The organism is Bacteroides salyersiae (assembly GCF_031172035.1).
GTDB classification, from domain to species: Bacteria; Bacteroidota; Bacteroidia; order Bacteroidales; family Bacteroidaceae; genus Bacteroides; species Bacteroides salyersiae.
Window position 1 is genome coordinate 4251202 of record NZ_CP133452.1, and the last position, 17577, is coordinate 4268778.

A 17577-nucleotide genomic window follows, 5' to 3' on the forward strand; every position below is an offset into this window, starting at 1 on the left:
AATCCAAGGGCTTTTTTAAAATTTTCTTCTTAGAATTTTCTATCAGTTTATTTTATACCCCCTTCCGGCTTACCATCTCTTCCTATCCTGTAGTTTATGCCCGCTTTCCATGCCTGCGATATCTGATAGTATCGTTTTATACGATATAGTTTTCCATCTTTCAGTAACTTGGCACCGGTTTGGTGAAAACAGAAAGCAACCATGCCACGGATTCCAGCTTGTCGACATTATCATAATCTACTTCATATATTTAAATCTGTTCTTCCGAAATCTCAAAGCAGTGTTCACCGTTCTGAAAATAATACTTCAATCCTATATTCTGCAGTCGGCAAATAGAATCGACGATAGCCAGCCCGAGCCCTGTGGAACCCTCTTTCTTGGTACCTTGATAAAAACGTTCAAAAATATGCGTACTATCCAAAGAATGCTCTACCCCACTATTGCAGAATGTAAAACGATGCGATGTAATTTCTATCCGGATATGACCGCCATCTACATTGTGTACAAAAGCATTCTTCAAAAGGTTCGTTATAAGAATAGTAGCAAGGGATTCGTTCATTTGTACACGGAAAACACCCTTTTCCACTACCTCCGTCTGAATCTCCCGATAGGCGTATACCTCTTTATAATCATCCAAATATTGCTTTAAAAGATCGTTCAGTTCCAGTTCTACGGTTTCCGTAAACTGTCCGTTGTCTATTTTCGAAAGCAATAACAGTGATTTGTTCAACTTTGTGATATGTTCCAAAGTCTGGTGAGTCTTCATTAGTTCCTCCAACTGAGATTCGGAAAGCGATTCATCTTCCATCATCATCTCCAAACGATTCCGGCAGATGGCAAGCGGAGTCTGTATCTCATGAGAAGCATTGCCTATGAATTGCTTCTGCTGTTCGAACAACTGCTCGCTACGTTCTGCATTCCGGATAGCCGCTTCGTTAAGTTTACGAAATTCAGTGATTTGTGTGTCATTCTCCAGAGGTTTATTCTTACTTCCTATCCGGTAGCCGTCCAGCCAATGCAACAAGACGTATAAAGGTCGCATACTTTGCTGGAACACCCAGACATTCACTACGATTATGACAAGCAGCAAGGCTACATAAAGAAAAATCATCCAATTACGTATCGCAGCAGTCAAATCCTCTTTTTCAATGCTTGGAGTAGATACCGTCAATTCATAAAACCGGTTTTCATCATCTTTAAAGATGGTAGTAAGAATACGCGCCGGTTCGGTTTCACCCTTTTCTACAATATAAACCATAGAATCCTTATAGGTAATATCTTCACGACTATCTGCATATTCCTCAGTAACTTCTCTGAGGTAATATTGGTTATTCGAGCCGGTATTTTGCGAAGGCAATTCCTCTCCGGCAAGCGTACGGATAATGATAACTTCCGAATAATCTTCCAGCGAATCATCCACTTCATCGTTCACCTCGTCCATCATAGCCATATAAAAAAACACAGCCCAAACACCTAATACAAGTATCAGGAGCAAAGAGATACGAATTACGATGCGATAAATCAGTTTCATAATTATTCTACAATCATTTTATAGCCGAATCCGTAAACCGCTTTTATTTCGGCAGTAGCCCCGGCGTCTTTCAGTTTCTTGCGAAGATTTTTTATTTGCGCATAGATAAAATCGAAATTGTCCACTTGATCGATATGATCTCCCCAAACAGATTCGGCAAGCGTATTCTTATTGACCAATCTGCCGGGACGATTGATAAAATACAGCAGGATATCATACTCTTTCCTATTCAGTTCCACCTCCCTGTCATTGATAAGTACCTGATACTTATCCGGAAGAATACGGATATTTCCTAAACAGATATCAATCTCTCCATCGTGATGCTGGCGGCGGATAACACTTTTAATACGTGCATTCAATTCTGCCAGATGGAAAGGTTTAGGCAGATAATCGTCCGCCCCCAATTCCAGTCCCAACACTTTATCTTCCAAAGAATCTTTCGCTGAGATGATGATCACATTCTCGCGCTTATGCATAGCTTTCAGCTTTTCAAGCAGGTCGAGTCCGCTACCATCCGGAAGCATAATGTCGAGTAAAACACAATCATAGTCATAATCTTCTATCTTGCGTAAAGCAGAATTAAAATCGGCAGCGACTTCCACCACATAACGCTCTTTCTCCAACGAACGTTGAATGAGTTCACGCAATGCAGGCTCGTCTTCAACTATTAATATCTTCATAAGGCTACTTCATATTTATAGATCTATGTACAAAGAAAAAGGAAGTTTCTGAAATAAAGCTGAAATTACAGAATTTTTATTCTTAAAGTTCAAGTATTGCTTCAAGCAAAAACATAAAACGAAATCAAAACATATACAAATAGAAAATGCCGGTCGCATCCATTCGTCTGCGACCGGCACTCAATTGAAATAAAATATCTTTTAATAAGAACGTGCAAAGATCACGCGGCATGCCGAAGGCTTACCGGTAACCATACATTTACCCGGAGTCTTATCACCGTCAAACGGAATACAACGGATAGTTGCTTTCGTATCTTCCTTGATCTTTTCTTCTGTTTCAGTAGTACCGTCCCAATGAGCCAAGATAAAGCCGCCTTTTTCTATTTCGGTCTTGAATTCATCATAAGTCTCTACAGTTCTCGTCATCGCCTCACGATGTTTTAAAGCTTTCTGATAAACGTTTGCCTGAATCTCTTCAAGAAGGTTCTTTACATAAGTTTCGATACCTTCACAAGAGATGGTTTCTTTCTCAAGAGTATCGCGGCGCATTACCTCCATCGTGTTGTTTTCCAAGTCACGGCCACCCATCACAAGACGTACCGGCACACCTTTCAGTTCATAATCGGCAAACTTGAAGCCCGGACGCTTATTGTCGGCATTGTCATATTTCACCGAAATACCCAATGATTTCAATGTAGCAACAATACCTGCCACCTTAGCATCAATCTGTTTCAGTTGTTCTTCATTCTTATAGATAGGAACAATAACTACCTGTATAGGTGCCAAATGTGGAGGTAACACTAATCCGTTGTCGTCAGAATGAGTCATGATAAGCGCACCCATCAATCGAGTGGAAACACCCCATGAAGTAGCCCAAACATATTCCAATTTATTCTCTTTATTAACAAACTGAACATCGAATGCTTTGGCAAAGTTTTGTCCCAAGAAGTGAGAGGTACCGCTCTGCAAAGCTTTTCCATCCTGCATCATCGCTTCGATGGTATATGTATCGAGTGCACCGGCAAAACGCTCGTTAGCCGATTTCACACCTTTCACAACAGGAACCGCCATGTACTTCTCGGCGAAGTCGGCATATACATTCAACATTCTTACTGCTTCCTCTTCGGCTTCTTCACGAGTGGCATGTGCCGTATGCCCCTCCTGCCATAAGAATTCAGCCGTGCGAAGGAAAAGACGCGTACGCATTTCCCAACGGAATACGTTTGCCCACTGGTTGCACAAGATAGGCAGGTCGCGATAAGACTGTATCCAGTTCTTATAAGTATTCCAGATGATTGTTTCCGAAGTAGGACGGATAATCAGCTCTTCTTCAAGCTTAGCAGCCGGATCAACCACAACGCCCGATCCATCCTCCGCATTTTTCAGACGATAGTGAGTAACCACCGCACACTCTTTGGCAAAGCCTTCCACATGTTCAGCTTCGCGGCTAAGGAAAGATTTCGGGATCAACAACGGGAAATAAGCATTCACATGACCGGTCTCTTTAAACATATCATCCAGCTGACGTTGCATTTTTTCCCAAATAGCGTATCCGTAAGGCTTAATCACCATACATCCGCGCACAGCAGACTGCTCTGCCAAATCCGCTTTTACCACCAAATCATTGTACCACTGCGAATAATTCTCGCTGCGTTTGGTAAGGTCTTTCAGTTCTTTTGCCATTATATTTTTATTTAAAGTTTTCTTGATTCGTTAAAACAGGGTGCAAAAATACGAAATAGACAGAACTCTACCTATTGTTCTGCATTATTTTTGTCAGTGAAAAACTATTATATAACCGTACTTCTATCACTTTACAGATTCGTTTATCCCGAAACCGAACAAAGCAAAATCTCCTTTTACGGGATCATCGGGCCAGATTTGTGCCAAAATATCAGTAATATCACAAGCCGTCCGGATACATTTGCGTTTCTGAGTCAATCCTAAATCCATCGCTATACGATGAACATGTGTATCAAGCGGAACAATCAGTTCACGAGGATGAAACCTTTGCCAAAGACCAAAGTCGACGCAAGAATCCCGACGGATCATCCACCGCAGGAACATGCACATCTTTTTAGCTTCGAAAGTACTGGACATCTCGGGCATACCATTGATATGTCCGAAAACAGACTGTAATCTTTGTAAAGGAGAAAGTGTCTCAAACGATTCATAAAGGTAGTCTTCCAATGTCGGCTTTCGTGAGTAAACAGTATACAGTGTATCGCACAACAGATAAAAGTCATCGAAAGAATAGTAACGATAGAAACTTCCTTTCTGTCCGGCATACATTCTCCATTCTTTACTCATTATATATTGATAAGGAGCATTCTTGAAGATTGCACAATCTATCCGGTCGGCACTTCTAATAATCGCTTTCCGGTTTCCGGTAGCTATCCAGGAGGTGACAAGCGCTGAAATCTCAACGTCTGTCTGAGAGTGATAACGATGGGGTATCCGGATAGGGTCTTCTACGATAAAAGCAGGCGTTTCATAACGTTCCGCCAATAGCATAAGCCGTTCTTTCAACTCTGTATTCATGATTGTTGTAGATATAATAAAAGCCATAAATCAGATACGATCTATGGCTTATTGCTTTTTGGAGCGGCAAGCGAGACTCGAACTCGTGACCCTCAGCTTGGGAAGCTGATGCTCTACCAACTGAGCTACTGCCGCAATATGTTTTAATTATCATTCTTAAAACGGTGACAAAGGTAAACATTGTTTTGTAAAAAGCAATACATATACGGAAAAAAATAAAAGAAAAAAGTCGGAAATAAATCTCTACATATAAGACCGTGGATTAAATTACTTTCTATGAGACCGATAGATGAAGTCTTCTTTTTTGCGAACAATCCTCTTCCTCATCTGTTAGAATCTTCACGAAATAATCAAATGGAATAAACGAATAATGATATGAACCTAAACCAACGAATCCTCTTTATTTTATTATCAGTTAGTTTGTCTATGCCGGTAATGATGGCGCAGGGTGCTTACAACACTACCCCAAAGGCCGTCCCGGATGGAAAGCAATCTCTTAGTTTTGAAGAAGCACTGGAGTTGTTGCATACCGGCAATCAAAGCTTAAAGATTGCAGATAAAGGAGTGGAAATAGCTAAAAGCGAGAAAGGAAAGCTGAATGCTTTTTGGTATCCGAGCGTACAATCTACCGGGGCATTTGTACATATGTCGGAAAAGATAGAGGTCAAACAACCGCTATCACAATTTACAGATCCGGCAAAAGATTTTGTGCACAGCATCATTCCTGATGATCAGATCATCAGTGGCATTCTCGATCAGATAGGAGCCAATACGCTAATCTTCCCTTTGGCTCCGCGTAACCTGACAACGGTCGATGTTACTGCCGAATGGGTTTTCTTTGCCGGTGGAAAACGGTTTCATGCCAGCAAGATCGGTAATACAATGGTAGACCTGGCACGCGAAACTCGCGGACAGGTGGATGCCGCCCAACGTACACTGCTCGCCGAAAGTTATTATGGACTAAGATTGGCGCAACAAGTCGTTGCCGTACGCGAAGAAACGTACAACGGGTTAACTAAACATTATGAGAATGCCCTAAAATTAGAAGCCACCGGAATGATCGACAAGGCGGCACGACTCTTCGCACAAGTCAATATGGATGAAGCAAAGCGGGAACTGGAAGCCGCACGAAAAGAAGAAACCGTAGTGCAGAACACTTTGAAAACACTGCTCAACATGGAAGGAGAAAACGGTAACATCGCACCTTCTTCTCCCCTGTTCATCAACGACTCACTTCCACCCAAAATGGAATTCATACTTGCAGTAAACACCAGTAACTATCTCGTCAACCAGCTAAATCTTCAGGAGCATATAGCGAAACAACAAGTGAAGATCGACCGAAGCGGATATATGCCCAATATCGCCCTTTTCGGCAAACAGACATTATACTCGCACGGGATTCAGAGTAATCTCCTGCCCCGTACGATGGTAGGAGTCGGTTTCACATGGAATCTCTTCGACGGACTGGAACGTGAAAAACGAATCCGGCAGTCGAAACTGACAAGCCAGACATTGGCATTGGGACAGGCAAAGGCCAAAGACGACCTTGCCATAGGAGTAGACAAACTATACAGCCAGATGCAACAGGCCCAAGATAATGTACGGGCCTTGAATACTACCATCGAACTGAGTGAGGAACTGGTACGGATGCGTAAAAAAGCATTTACGGAAGGAATGGCTACTTCTACCGAAGTGATCGATGCAGAAACAATGTTATCTAAAGTGAAAGTGGCAAGACTTGCCGCCTATTACGAATATGATGTAGCACTAATGAACCTGTTGGCGCTGTGCGGAACGCCGGAACAATTCAGCCGCTATGCCTCTACTGTTCCAACTTCCCTTCCGCTTCCGGAAGATATGAAATAAAAATAATCCATATGAATAAAAACAATATAACCCATCCTGAAAATATGAATACAGAAGATACTAAAAAGGAGATGATTCCTTCTGCTTTCCCCCCTAAAGAAAACGGAGAACACTCAAACAGAAAAAGCCTGAGCATCGCTTTTATTATTGTTCTCGTAGCTGTCCTGCTGTTCACGGCCATTGGCATGATACTGATGCGTAAACAACCGCTTGTACTGCAAGGTCAAGTGGAAACAACAGAAATACGTATCAGTGGAAAGTTACCGGGACGTATCGACACATTCCTGGTGCGCGAAGGCGACTGGGTGAAACAGGGCGATACTCTTGTGGTAATAAACAGCCCTACGATAGAAGCCAAATACCGCCAAGTAGACGCTTTGGAGCAGGTAGCAGTGCAACAAAACAAAAAGATAGACGCAGGAACCCGCCGACAGATCATTGCCACGGCACAGCAACTCTGGAATAAAACAAAGAGTGACCTGACGCTGGCCAAAACGACCTACGACCGGATACTTACCCTATATAAAGACAGTGTGGTTACTTCACAACGAAAAGATGAAGTAGAAGCAATGTACAAAGCCGCCGTTGCCGCCGAGCGCGCTGCCTATGAACAGTATCAGATGGCCGTAGATGGTGCACAGAGCGAAGATAAAGCATCGGCACGAAGCTTGGTAAATGCGGCACGAAGCACAGTAGACGAAGTTACCTCCCTATTAATGGACGCACGGCTCACAGCACCGGAAGACGGGCAGATAGCTACCATCTTTCCCAAACGTGGCGAACTGGTAGCTCCGGGAACGCCGATCATGAATCTGGTAGTGATGAGCGACGTACATGCCGTATTGAACGTCCGCGAGGATTTGATGCCGAACTTCCGTATCGGTGGAAAGTTCGTAGCCGATGTTCCTGCAATCGCCCGGAAAAATGTAGAGTTTGAGGTATATTACATCAGCCCGTTGGGCAGCTTCGCCACCTGGAAATCGACCAAGCAGACAGGCAGCTATGACCTGCAAACTTTCGAAATACACGCGCGCCCTACCCAGACAATAGACGGATTACGCCCGGGAATGTCGGTATTATTAACATTGGAATAAGGAGGACCGGTATGGCAAACGACTTCCGACTTCCTGCTTCCCACTCCCGGCTAACTGCCGTTCTGCTTCGTGAGTGGACGCGGATGACTTCACGACGCCTTTACTTCGGTACTTGCATCGTACTTCCGTTGTTCACCCTCTTCTTCATGGCCACCATCTTCGGAAACGGGCAAATGGAGAATATCCCCATCGGCATTGTAGACCAAGATAATACGGCGACTTCACGAACCATAGTGAGAAATCTGTCTGCTGTTCCTACTTTTAAAGTAACCCGTCATTTTGTCAACGAAGCTGCCGCCCGGGAAGCTGTACAACGTAAAGAGATATACGGATACCTCTCCATCCCTCCCCGCTTTGAACAGGATGCCATAACAGGTAAAGATGCCACCCTCTCCTATTATTATCACTATGCACTACTCTCGGTAGGCGGCGAACTGATGGCAGCTTTCGAAACTTCACTGGCACCGGTCGCTTTATCGCCCATAGCCATGCAGGCAGTGGCATTAGGAGTAAGCGAACAGCAGATAGAGACATTCCTTTTGCCTGTACAGGCCAGTGATCATCCGATTTACAATCCCTCGCTGGACTACTCGGTTTACCTGAGCCAGCCTTTCTTTTTTGTGCTGTTTCAGGTACTGATACTACTCGTTACAGTCTATTCCGTAGGTAGCGAAATTAAATTCCGCACAGGAGACAACTGGCTGGAAACTGCCGGCGGGAATATGGTTACCGCCATAGCAGGCAAGCTCCTGCCTTATACTGTTATTTTCAGCCTTATTGCCCTGCTCGGCAATTACGTCATGTTCGGCATGCTGCATATTCCTTTTCATGGCAGTTGGCTGTTGATGAATGCAATGACCGTCCTCTTTGTCATCGCCACACAGGCATTGGCACTTTTCATCTTTTCCCTTTTCCCGGCCGTAGCACTCATTATCAGCATTGTGTCTATGGTAGGTTCATTAGGGGCAACCCTGTCCGGTGTCACTTTCCCTGTGCCCAATATGTATCCGTTGGTACGCGACGCGTCATATCTCTTTCCGGTACGACACTTCACAGAGATCACACAAACCATGCTCTATTCCGGAGGCGATTTTGTCTATCTATGGCCTTCGGCAGTGATCCTCTGCGTCTTCCCCCTGTTGGCATTGGCAATGATTCCCCATTTGAAACGAGCTATAATCAGTCATAAATATGAAAACATCCAATAAACTCTCACAAATAGCATTCATTATTACACGCGAATTCCGCGCTATCAGCACCAGCTATGCCGTGTTGCTGGTGTTGATGGGGGGTATTTTCGTGTACGGACTGCTTTACAACTATATGTATGCGCCCAACATCGTAACCAAAGCCCCTGTCGCCGTAGTAGATAACTCTCACAGCAGTCTCAGCCGGCAATATATCCGTTGGCTGAGTGCCACTCCACAAGTAGAAATCTATGCCCAAGCCATGGATTATCACGAAGCGCAAGAATGGATGAAACAAGGAAAAGTACAAGGAATACTCTACCTCCCACATAACTTTGAAGACCGCGTTTTTCAAGGAGAGGAAGCCGTATTCTCCTTATACGCCACAACAGACGCTTTTCTCTATTTCGAAGCTTTGCAGGAAGCGTCATCAAGAGTCATGCTTGCCATAAACGATGCCTATCGTCCGGACGGTACCGTATTCCTTCCTCCGCAAGGATTGATAGCGGTAGCTCTGGCAAAGCCTGTCAATGTATCCGGTACGGCACTATACAACTACACCGAAGGATATGGCTCTTACCTTATTCCGGCAGTAATGATGGTCATCATCTTCCAAACGCTGCTAATGGTTATCGGCATGGTGACGGGAGACGAATACCAGAACAAAGGTGTCCGTGACTATCTTCCTTTCGGTCACAGTTGGGGAACGGCAACACGCATCGTTGCCGGAAAAACGTTTGTTTATTGCAGCCTGTATGCCGTCTTTGCCTTTTTTCTATTAGGCTTGTTACCACATTTTTTCAGCATCCCGAATATCGGCAGCGGCAGGGATATCCTTATCATGCTTATCCCCTATCTGTTAGCAACCAGTTTTTTCGGGCTGGCCGCTTCATGGTATTTCACCGATTCGGAAGCTCCCTTGTTAATGATCGCCTTCTTTTCGGTAGGCTTAATTTTCCTCTCCGGTGTATCCTATCCGATGGAACTGATGCCCTGGTATTGGCGGGCAGCACATTACATCTTACCGGCCGCTCCGGGCACACTCGCTTTTGTGAAACTGAACTCAATGGGAGGCGACATGGCGGATATCCGACCGGAATACATCACATTATGGATACAGACAGCTGTCTACTTCGCACTTGCAGTATGGGTATACCGAAAGAAACTCTTACGAAGTATCCCTCTAAAAGCTTAAATATATCCGCCCACTTGTGTAGAATATCCTTATCTTTGCTCTCTGGAAAATCAGATTAATTCATGGAGAGAACACAAGTAATACTCATCACCGGCGCTTCTTCGGGCTTCGGAAAGGTAACGGCACAAACACTTGCCGGAAAAGGGTACGTAGTTTATGGTACAAGCCGAAGAATAGCCAACGGAAATATCGGACAGATAAGAATGCTTATAGCAGATGTTACCGATGAAAATTCTGTTCGCAGTGCAGTGAACCGTATCATGGATGAACAGGGACATATCGACGTATTGATAAATAATGCCGGTATGGGAATTGGCGGTGCACTGGAAATGGCTACCGATGAAGAGATCTCTTCGCAGATGGATACAAACTTCATGGGTATGGTACGCATGTGTAGAGCAGTGCTACCCATTATGCGAAAACAACGGCAGGGGAAAATTATCAATATCAGTTCTATTGCCGGAAGGATAGCCGTACCCTATCAGGGTTTCTATTCGGCATCAAAATTCGCCATAGAAGGATATAGTGAAGCATTGTCTATGGAGGTATATCCATTCGGCATCAAAGTATGCGTAGTGGAACCCGGAGATTTCAATACCGGATTTACAGCCAGCCGGAACATCTCTCCTGCTACATTGGCATGCCCTGATTATGGAAAACGCTTCAAGCGGACTTTAAAAATCATAGAAGAAGCCGAAACAAACGGATGTCCGCCATCGAAACTGGCAGCAGCTATCTGCAAATTAATAGAAAAAAAGAACCCGCCTTTTCGTACATTGACCGGGCCGTGGACGCAAGTAGCATTTGCACGATTCAAAGGATGGATACCGGGCAAAGTCATTCGATATGCATTACGCTCTTTTTACGAGATAAAATAAAGAGACTGCACCGAAACAACACGATTCTTCAAAAAGAAATGATCTTTTGCTTGGCTTCGACCGGGGAAAAGGCTATATTTGTAGCTGTAATCATAAAGTAGTTTCAGTTAAACTACACAAGTAGGAGAAAGCAGAAGTTTTCTCCTTTTTTTATATTCTCCCGGTTCATAAAGTCTCTCAACAGCACGCTTACGACACTTCAGAACGGTACTTATGGAAAACAACACGGCATGTCACGATGAATACCAAGTAATGTTGCGATGCATTTCATTATTTGTTGCAGTGCAAATACCGGCATGTGGAGATGTAACAGAACATTCAGTAAGAAAAGTTTCCTTTTCAGTTAAGAATACGTAAATCTGCTCTTGACAAAAAAAGGTTTATTTCTCCAGTGGAGTCAGTTCCAAAAACATGGTCACAGTCAACAACACTCCCAGCGCAATGCAGACAGAGACAAGCAACAGGTTGATCAATTTTGCCTTAGGTTCGGTATCCTTGTGCAGATTATTGAGAAAGTATTCCTTGAAGAATAGATATAATGCAGGCGCGGAAGCGCTGGCCAACAGAAAATCTTCCGGGATATGAAAAAAATACGTTTTAGACAATCCGATAAGTGACCAATGACAGAGAAACAGCACCAGAAACATATTCACTTTACGGGCAAACAGCAACAGAAGTCCGATAGTAAATACTACCACCGAACAAGGCATCACAGGAGAGGTAATACCCGGAAAAGTCAGTCCGCGCGCCAACGAAAGCAACGGATAAACGAAAGGCATGGCCAACAGGATATAAGCTAAAACATCATACTTCCGACTACGCTCCAGCGTGGTATAGCCTGTTACCGTATCCCATATCCATATAACAGCCATCGTTCCCCAAAAAAGAGCCATTGTACCGTTATAACTACGCTCTGCACAATAAATATAATAATATACTACTGCAATCCACAGATATAGAAACAGAAGATAAAGTTTCATTGCAAGTTTCACCCGGGGCGTCGGTTTCTTCAACAGTAATCCTGTCAGGAAAACACCGGCAATGACAATAATTAACTGCAAGAACCAGGTAGAAGAATTATACCCTGCAATCGTACTCCAAAAGATATCCATAATTTCTTATTTTCTCCGTGCGTTAAAACCGGGCGCAAAAGTATAAAAATCTATCAACACAGCCAAACCGACACCCACCGTATAGCAGACCATATCCGACCAAAGGAAACCATGCCCCAGAACCAATGCTCCCAAAGTAGTCCCTCTGATGGCATTTATCCAACCGGCCTGATAGAGCTGGCTTATCTCAATGCAATAAGAAAACAGCAAAGCAGCCAATGCTTTCCGTAATAAACGGACGGAAGGAAACAGAAAGCCAATGCCAAAATAAACCATCGCAGCCCAAAGGGTATCTCCTGCATACTCCGCCACAAAAGTGGGCAAATGGCTACCAAACGAACGTGAGCCCAACCCCAAAGCCACCATAAATATCCACAATATCAGATAACAAAGCCTGCGTTTCATACAAATGCATTATATAAAAATAATCCCGAAGCGCACTTAATGCACACTTCGGGGTATTTATCCATATATTAATAAGGTGTAAATCCTTTTATTACTTCTTCAACGGAATAGAAAAACTGAATGTAGACCCCTCGCCTTTTACAGACGTAAACCACAACTTACCTCCATTCTTTATCACGAAATCCTGGCAAAGAAGCAACCCCAGTCCGGACCCCTCTTCATTATTGGTTCCGAATGTACTGAAATGAGTATCTGTATGCAATAGTTTCTTCTGGTTCTCTTCATCGATACCACAACCGCTATCCTTCACACTAACCACAGCCATATCATCTTGTTCCTGGACAATCACCAATATCTCCGTCCCTTCGTTACTGAACTTAATGGCATTACTGATCAAATTACGGATGACGGTTTTAATCATATCAATATCGGCATATACTCCCAAACGTTCGGGAGCTTCCAGACGAATTCCTATTTTCTTCAGTCCTGCTACCATAGAGAAAATTTCGATTACCCCTTCCGTAACCTCCACCATATCTACATCCTGATAAACCACCTTCAACTTACCGATCTGACTCTTAGTCCATTTCAGCAAATTGTCGAGCAAAGAAAACACATCTTCTGTTGTCTGATTGGCCATTGTGAGCAACTCATACATCTCTTCTCCGATGCTTTCGCTCGGCAGATTGAGTATAAGCATATTCAGTACCATCTTAATAGATCCCATCGGCGAGCGGAGATCATGAGCTATCACCGAATAAAGCTTGTCACGCCCAGTGATTGTTTTCCGCAACTCTTCGGTTTGTGCCACAATGATTCGTTTGGCAGCAATCAGCGAAATCTGGTGAGTAACACGAATGATAAGCTCTTCCTTGTTAAAAGGCTTCGAGATAAAATCATTGCCTCCTACTTGAAAGCCTTTCACAATATCGGCTGTACTGTTCAAGGCAGTCAGAAAGATGATAGGAATCTCCGAAGTTTCCGGATTGGCTTTCAGTTGCTGAGAAACCTCAAACCCGCTCATATCAGGCATCATCACATCCAATAAAACAAGGTCGGGTTTTTCCTTTTCTACCTGATCTATCGCCTGGCGGCCATTACTGGCTGTGGCAATCTGAAACTTCTCATTGGTAAGAAGCACCTTCAGCAACAATACATTCGACATTACATCATCCACAATGAGAATTTTATATTCTGAAGGGTTTATTTCCATGTTCATCTTTATATGCTTTATCTGGTTTTATATTTTATAATCTTTAAAATACTCGATCATATGCCTAAGCCCCTCATCAAGTTCTATCGTAGGAGCCCAACCGAGTTTCTCTTTAGCCAAAGTTATATCCGGCTGACGTTGTTTGGGATCATCGTGCGGCAAAGGCTTAAATACAATCTTAGATTTCGAACCGGACATTGCGATTACCTTCTCCGCCAGTTCAAGGATAGAAAATTCATTAGGGTTTCCAAGATTTATCGGTCCGGTAAAGTCATCATCCGTATCCATCATCCGGATCATCCCTTCAATCAAATCGTCTACATATTGAAAACTTCGTGACTGTTCACCCGAACCATAAATAGTAAGATCATTGTTTTGTAAAGCCTGCACAACGAAATTGGAAACAACACGTCCGTCATTAGGAAGCATATGCGGCCCGTATGTATTGAAGATACGGATGATCTTTATGCGAACATTATTCTGGCGGTGATAGTCCATGAAGAGAGTTTCTGCACATCGTTTTCCTTCATCATAGCAAGAACGGAATCCGATAGGATTCACATTTCCCCAATAAGTTTCCGGCTGCGGATGTACTATCGGATCACCGTACACCTCACTGGTAGAGGCTTGCATAATCTTGGCATTCACCCTCATTGCCAATCCCAGCATATTCATAGCCCCCATCACAGATGTTTTCATCGTCTGAATGGCATCGTGCTGATAGTGTATGGGAGACGCAGGACAAGCCAAATTATAAATCTCATCAACCTCCGCATAATAAGGAAGGGTTATGTCGTGACGAACAAATTCAAAATGATGATTATTCATCAGATGCAGGATATTATTCTTAGATCCGGTAAAAAGATTGTCCAGGCAAATAACGTCGTGCCCTTCATTAATTAACCGAGTACAAAGATGTGATCCGATGAACCCGGCACCTCCACTAACCAATATTCTTTTCATATATTATTAAGTTCCGCTTTATATTCTGACAAAAGTATGCGATTTACCTAAATTATGCAAATATATATACATATTATTTTTAATGAATAATCCGGTAGCATTTCACACGTAATCAAAACTATTGCAGATAAGATTATGGCTCCAAATTTATTCCTTACTTTCACTTGGCACACTAAATGAAAATCACCTCCCTAAACAAGTAAATATCCACCTTTAAGCAATCTTGAAAATGAAAATAGTTGCGATTTCAGAAACATCCCCCTCTTTTATTTGTTTATATAAGAAAAAGGACATGATTATGATAACAAACGAATTAAATACAGGTCTCATAGAAGCCATTAAAGAGAAAATACCGGCAAACAGCAATTTAGCAAACGTGCTAATAGATATTTTGTTCATCGGAAGAGAAGCAGTATACCGGCGATTGCGCGGAGAAGTACCATTCACATTGACAGAAGCCGCAATTATCTCCAGAAAATTGGGAGTATCACTCGATAAGATAGTAGGTATCAGTTTCAAAGACAATGCAGTATTCGACATGAATGTAGTACACCATGACGATCCATTCGAAACATATTACGAGATTATCAACAAATACATCGGTTTATTGAAAAACATGGGAGACGACGTGACATCCGAACTGGCTACATCTTCTAACATGCTTCCTCAAACATTATATCTGAAACATGACATATTATCAAAATTCCGTTTATTCAAATGGATGTATCAGAACGAGAACATTAAATGCAAACATTTTGATGAACTGGAAATTCCTGCCAAACTTCAAGATATTCAAAAAGAATTCGTGAATGCCGCAGAGCACATCCATACCACAAGCTATATATGGGATAACCGTATTTTTGCACATATGGTGAACGATGTGGAGTATTTCTCAAGTATCCATCTTTTAACCGATGAAGACAAACAAAAAATCAAAGAAGATCTGCTACTCCTACTGAACGAATTGGAATCATTGGCCAGAAAAGGTAAATTCGATAGTGGAAATAAAGTCAATATATACATCTCTAATATTAATTTTGAGACAACATACAGCTATATTGAAAGCAGTAATCTCCAATTGAGCATGATCAGAATTTATGCTATCAATTCCATCACATCCCAGGATGTGGAAATGCACAAAAGTCTGAAAGAATGGATTCAGTCGTTGAAAAAGTTCTCTACCCTGATTTCTGAAAGTGGAGAAATGCAACGCATACAATTTTTCAAAGAACAAAGAGAGATTATCGACACATTATAATATACAGTAAATCAATGATTTTTAAAAGGTCCGGTATGTGTATTTGCAGAAAACGAAAACTTCAAATATACCTATCGGATTTATTTCATTTTCAACAAATAACATTTCCATAAACCACTGAATCAGAAATAAATCACTACTCCATTACATTGCATACCGTACTAAATTCTTGATAGGAAGCTTTATATTTGCATAAAATAATAGATCACTCTATATTTTATACTACAAACGTAATATAACGAATAAGAAAGGAACACATGAAGAACAGTATAGTAACGGAACTCATCAATGAAATGAGAGAGCGTATCGCTCCCAAAGAAACACTTGCCAATTTCTTGACCAACACACTATGTATGGGAAAAGAAGCCGTATATCGCAGGCTTCGCGGAGAAGTCGCCTTCACTTTTGACGAAGTAGCATTGATTTCTCATAAATTAGGCATATCCATTGACCAGATAGTAGGTAACCATTTATCCAACCGGGCAACATTCGATTTGAATCTACAGAATTCACCGGATCCGATAGATAGTTATTACGAAATACTGGAACGCTATCTGAGAATTTTCAATTATGTAAAAAACGATGACAGTACCAACATATATACGGCCGCTAATGTTATTCCTTTCACTCTTTATTCTTCATATGAACATCTGTCCAAGTTCCGCTTATGCCGATGGGTATATCAAAACGGGAAAATAAAAACGCCCCATTCCTTGGCCGAAATGCAAGTTCCGGAAAAAGTGGTAACCGTACACAAGAAGTTGAATGAAACAGTAAAACAGTGTAAAAAGACTTGTTTCATATGGGATAGCAACATATTTTCTTCTTTTATAAAAGAAATAAGATACTTTGCCGGGCTAAATTTGATTTCTGCAGACGATGTAAAAGAATTAAAGAACGAGCTTCTCTCACTGCTTCACGAATTTGAGCAAATGTCGGTAAAAGGTGAGTTTAGCAACGGCAATAAGGTAGCCATCTATCTGTCGAATATCAATTTTGAAGCAACATATACTTACATTGAAAAAGGAGATTTCCAAATCAGTCTATTTAGAGTATATTCAATCAACTCAATGGACTCGCAAAATTCACAAATATGTACTTTGCAAAAAAACTGGATACAATCGCTAAAACGACATTCAACCCTTATCTCCGAAAGCGGAGAAGTACAGCGTATCACGTTCATGGAAGAACAAAAAAATATTATTGAACAATTATAATTCTCCGTAATTCTCTATTCAGTGATGTAGGAAGAGAGGTGCAGTGATGCAACTCTCTTCCTCTTTTTTTTCATACCCTCTCCAATTCGTGTGTAAATTTTATCCGATATTATTATATTACATATGTGTGGTATAAACAACAAAATCCACAGACTATATTAATTTTTCTATCAAAATCCATATAGCCTGCGGAATCTGCATCTAAAACAAAACAGCATCAAACGACTGTCTCATACCTTTGCCGATCAGAATACAAAACCTCTGTCGGGCCTCTATATAACTATTAACTGGTTGTCTATAATCAATATGCCCATAACACTCAAAACAGTACACTTGTTTAGGACATTCGTGTTTCTTTATGTTACTAATATTTATGTATTACAAATATCGAATATTCCGTTGAACTTTAAAACCTGTTCTTGTTCTTTCATCGAGGA

Annotated in this window: 15 protein-coding genes and 1 tRNA gene; 7 read left to right on the forward strand and 9 right to left on the reverse strand. The window is 42.0% G+C overall.

Translation table 11 applies throughout. The features are described 5' to 3' along the window. Positions 1 to 250: 250 nt before the first annotated feature. From RB604_RS16090 to RB604_RS16110, 5 genes are all read right to left on the reverse strand, one after another. Entirely contained in the window at positions 251 to 1531 is a 1281-nt protein-coding gene (locus RB604_RS16090; RefSeq protein ID WP_055294385.1) for a sensor histidine kinase, read from the reverse strand. Positions 1532 to 1533: 2 nt separating this feature from the next. Beyond that, positions 1534 to 2211, reverse strand: coding sequence for a response regulator transcription factor (locus RB604_RS16095; protein WP_007481147.1), 678 nt, complete (start codon positions 2209 to 2211; stop codon positions 1534 to 1536). 201 nt (positions 2212 to 2412) lie between these two features. Then, positions 2413 to 3894 carry a proline--tRNA ligase gene (gene proS / locus RB604_RS16100; RefSeq protein ID WP_055294382.1) on the reverse strand — a complete coding sequence of 494 codons (1482 nt, stop codon included), beginning with the start codon at positions 3892 to 3894 and terminating at the stop codon, positions 2413 to 2415. Positions 3895 to 4020: 126 nt separating this feature from the next. After that, the gene (locus RB604_RS16105) at positions 4021 to 4752 is read right to left on the reverse strand and encodes a TIGR02757 family protein (RefSeq protein WP_055294514.1); all 732 of its coding nucleotides are present in this window, start codon (positions 4750 to 4752) and stop codon (positions 4021 to 4023) included. 59 nt (positions 4753 to 4811) lie between these two features. Beyond that, positions 4812 to 4887 (reverse strand) — tRNA-Gly (locus RB604_RS16110). 300 nt (positions 4888 to 5187) lie between these two features. Between RB604_RS16110 and RB604_RS16115 the strand changes: the two genes are divergently transcribed. The 5 genes from RB604_RS16115 (at position 5188) to kdsR (ending at position 10972) form a co-directional block, all read left to right on the forward strand. Continuing rightward, the gene (locus RB604_RS16115; protein WP_085930808.1) at positions 5188 to 6618 is read left to right on the forward strand and encodes a TolC family protein; all 1431 of its coding nucleotides are present in this window, start codon (positions 5188 to 5190) and stop codon (positions 6616 to 6618) included. A 71-nt stretch (positions 6619 to 6689) separates the two neighbouring features. After that, positions 6690 to 7712 (forward strand): HlyD family secretion protein, encoded by a 1023-nt coding sequence (locus RB604_RS16120; protein WP_122282017.1) that lies wholly within the window; start codon positions 6690 to 6692, stop codon positions 7710 to 7712. 11 nt (positions 7713 to 7723) lie between these two features. Beyond that, the gene (locus tag RB604_RS16125; RefSeq protein ID WP_055294379.1) at positions 7724 to 8920 is read left to right on the forward strand and encodes an ABC transporter permease; all 1197 of its coding nucleotides are present in this window, start codon (positions 7724 to 7726) and stop codon (positions 8918 to 8920) included. Then, on the forward strand, positions 8904 to 10094 hold the full coding sequence (locus RB604_RS16130; protein WP_055294376.1) for an ABC transporter permease: 1191 nt from the start codon (positions 8904 to 8906) through the stop codon (positions 10092 to 10094). Before RB604_RS16125 ends, RB604_RS16130 begins: the two co-directional genes overlap by 17 nt. A 62-nt stretch (positions 10095 to 10156) precedes the next feature. Continuing rightward, positions 10157 to 10972: a 3-ketodihydrosphingosine reductase gene (gene kdsR, locus RB604_RS16135; RefSeq protein WP_021936268.1), complete on the forward strand. Its 816-nt coding sequence runs from the start codon at positions 10157 to 10159 to the stop codon at positions 10970 to 10972. A 380-nt stretch (positions 10973 to 11352) separates the two neighbouring features. Here the strand turns inward: kdsR and RB604_RS16140 are convergent, their stop codons facing one another. From RB604_RS16140 to RB604_RS16155, 4 genes are all read right to left on the reverse strand, one after another. Then, positions 11353 to 12084 carry a DUF6064 family protein gene (locus tag RB604_RS16140; protein ID WP_007481160.1) on the reverse strand — a complete coding sequence of 244 codons (732 nt, stop codon included), beginning with the start codon at positions 12082 to 12084 and terminating at the stop codon, positions 11353 to 11355. A gap of 6 nt (positions 12085 to 12090) precedes the next feature. Continuing rightward, a complete protein-coding gene (locus RB604_RS16145) occupies positions 12091 to 12489 on the reverse strand; it encodes a ribosomal maturation YjgA family protein (protein ID WP_005931575.1) in 399 nt (132 codons plus the stop codon). 91 nt (positions 12490 to 12580) lie between these two features. Then, positions 12581 to 13708 carry an ATP-binding response regulator gene (locus RB604_RS16150; protein WP_005931573.1) on the reverse strand — a complete coding sequence of 376 codons (1128 nt, stop codon included), beginning with the start codon at positions 13706 to 13708 and terminating at the stop codon, positions 12581 to 12583. 21 nt (positions 13709 to 13729) lie between these two features. Further along, the gene (locus RB604_RS16155; RefSeq protein WP_005931571.1) at positions 13730 to 14665 is read right to left on the reverse strand and encodes a UDP-glucuronic acid decarboxylase family protein; all 936 of its coding nucleotides are present in this window, start codon (positions 14663 to 14665) and stop codon (positions 13730 to 13732) included. Between the two features lie 298 nt (positions 14666 to 14963). Here RB604_RS16155 and RB604_RS16160 point away from each other — a divergent pair, with 298 nt between their 5' ends. Both RB604_RS16160 and RB604_RS16165 read left to right on the forward strand, forming a co-directional pair. Next, positions 14964 to 15923, forward strand: coding sequence for a hypothetical protein (locus RB604_RS16160; RefSeq protein ID WP_025819152.1), 960 nt, complete (start codon positions 14964 to 14966; stop codon positions 15921 to 15923). 257 nt (positions 15924 to 16180) lie between these two features. Next, positions 16181 to 17140 (forward strand): hypothetical protein, encoded by a 960-nt coding sequence (locus RB604_RS16165; protein WP_005931567.1) that lies wholly within the window; start codon positions 16181 to 16183, stop codon positions 17138 to 17140. The last annotated feature ends 437 nt before the right edge of the window (positions 17141 to 17577 follow it).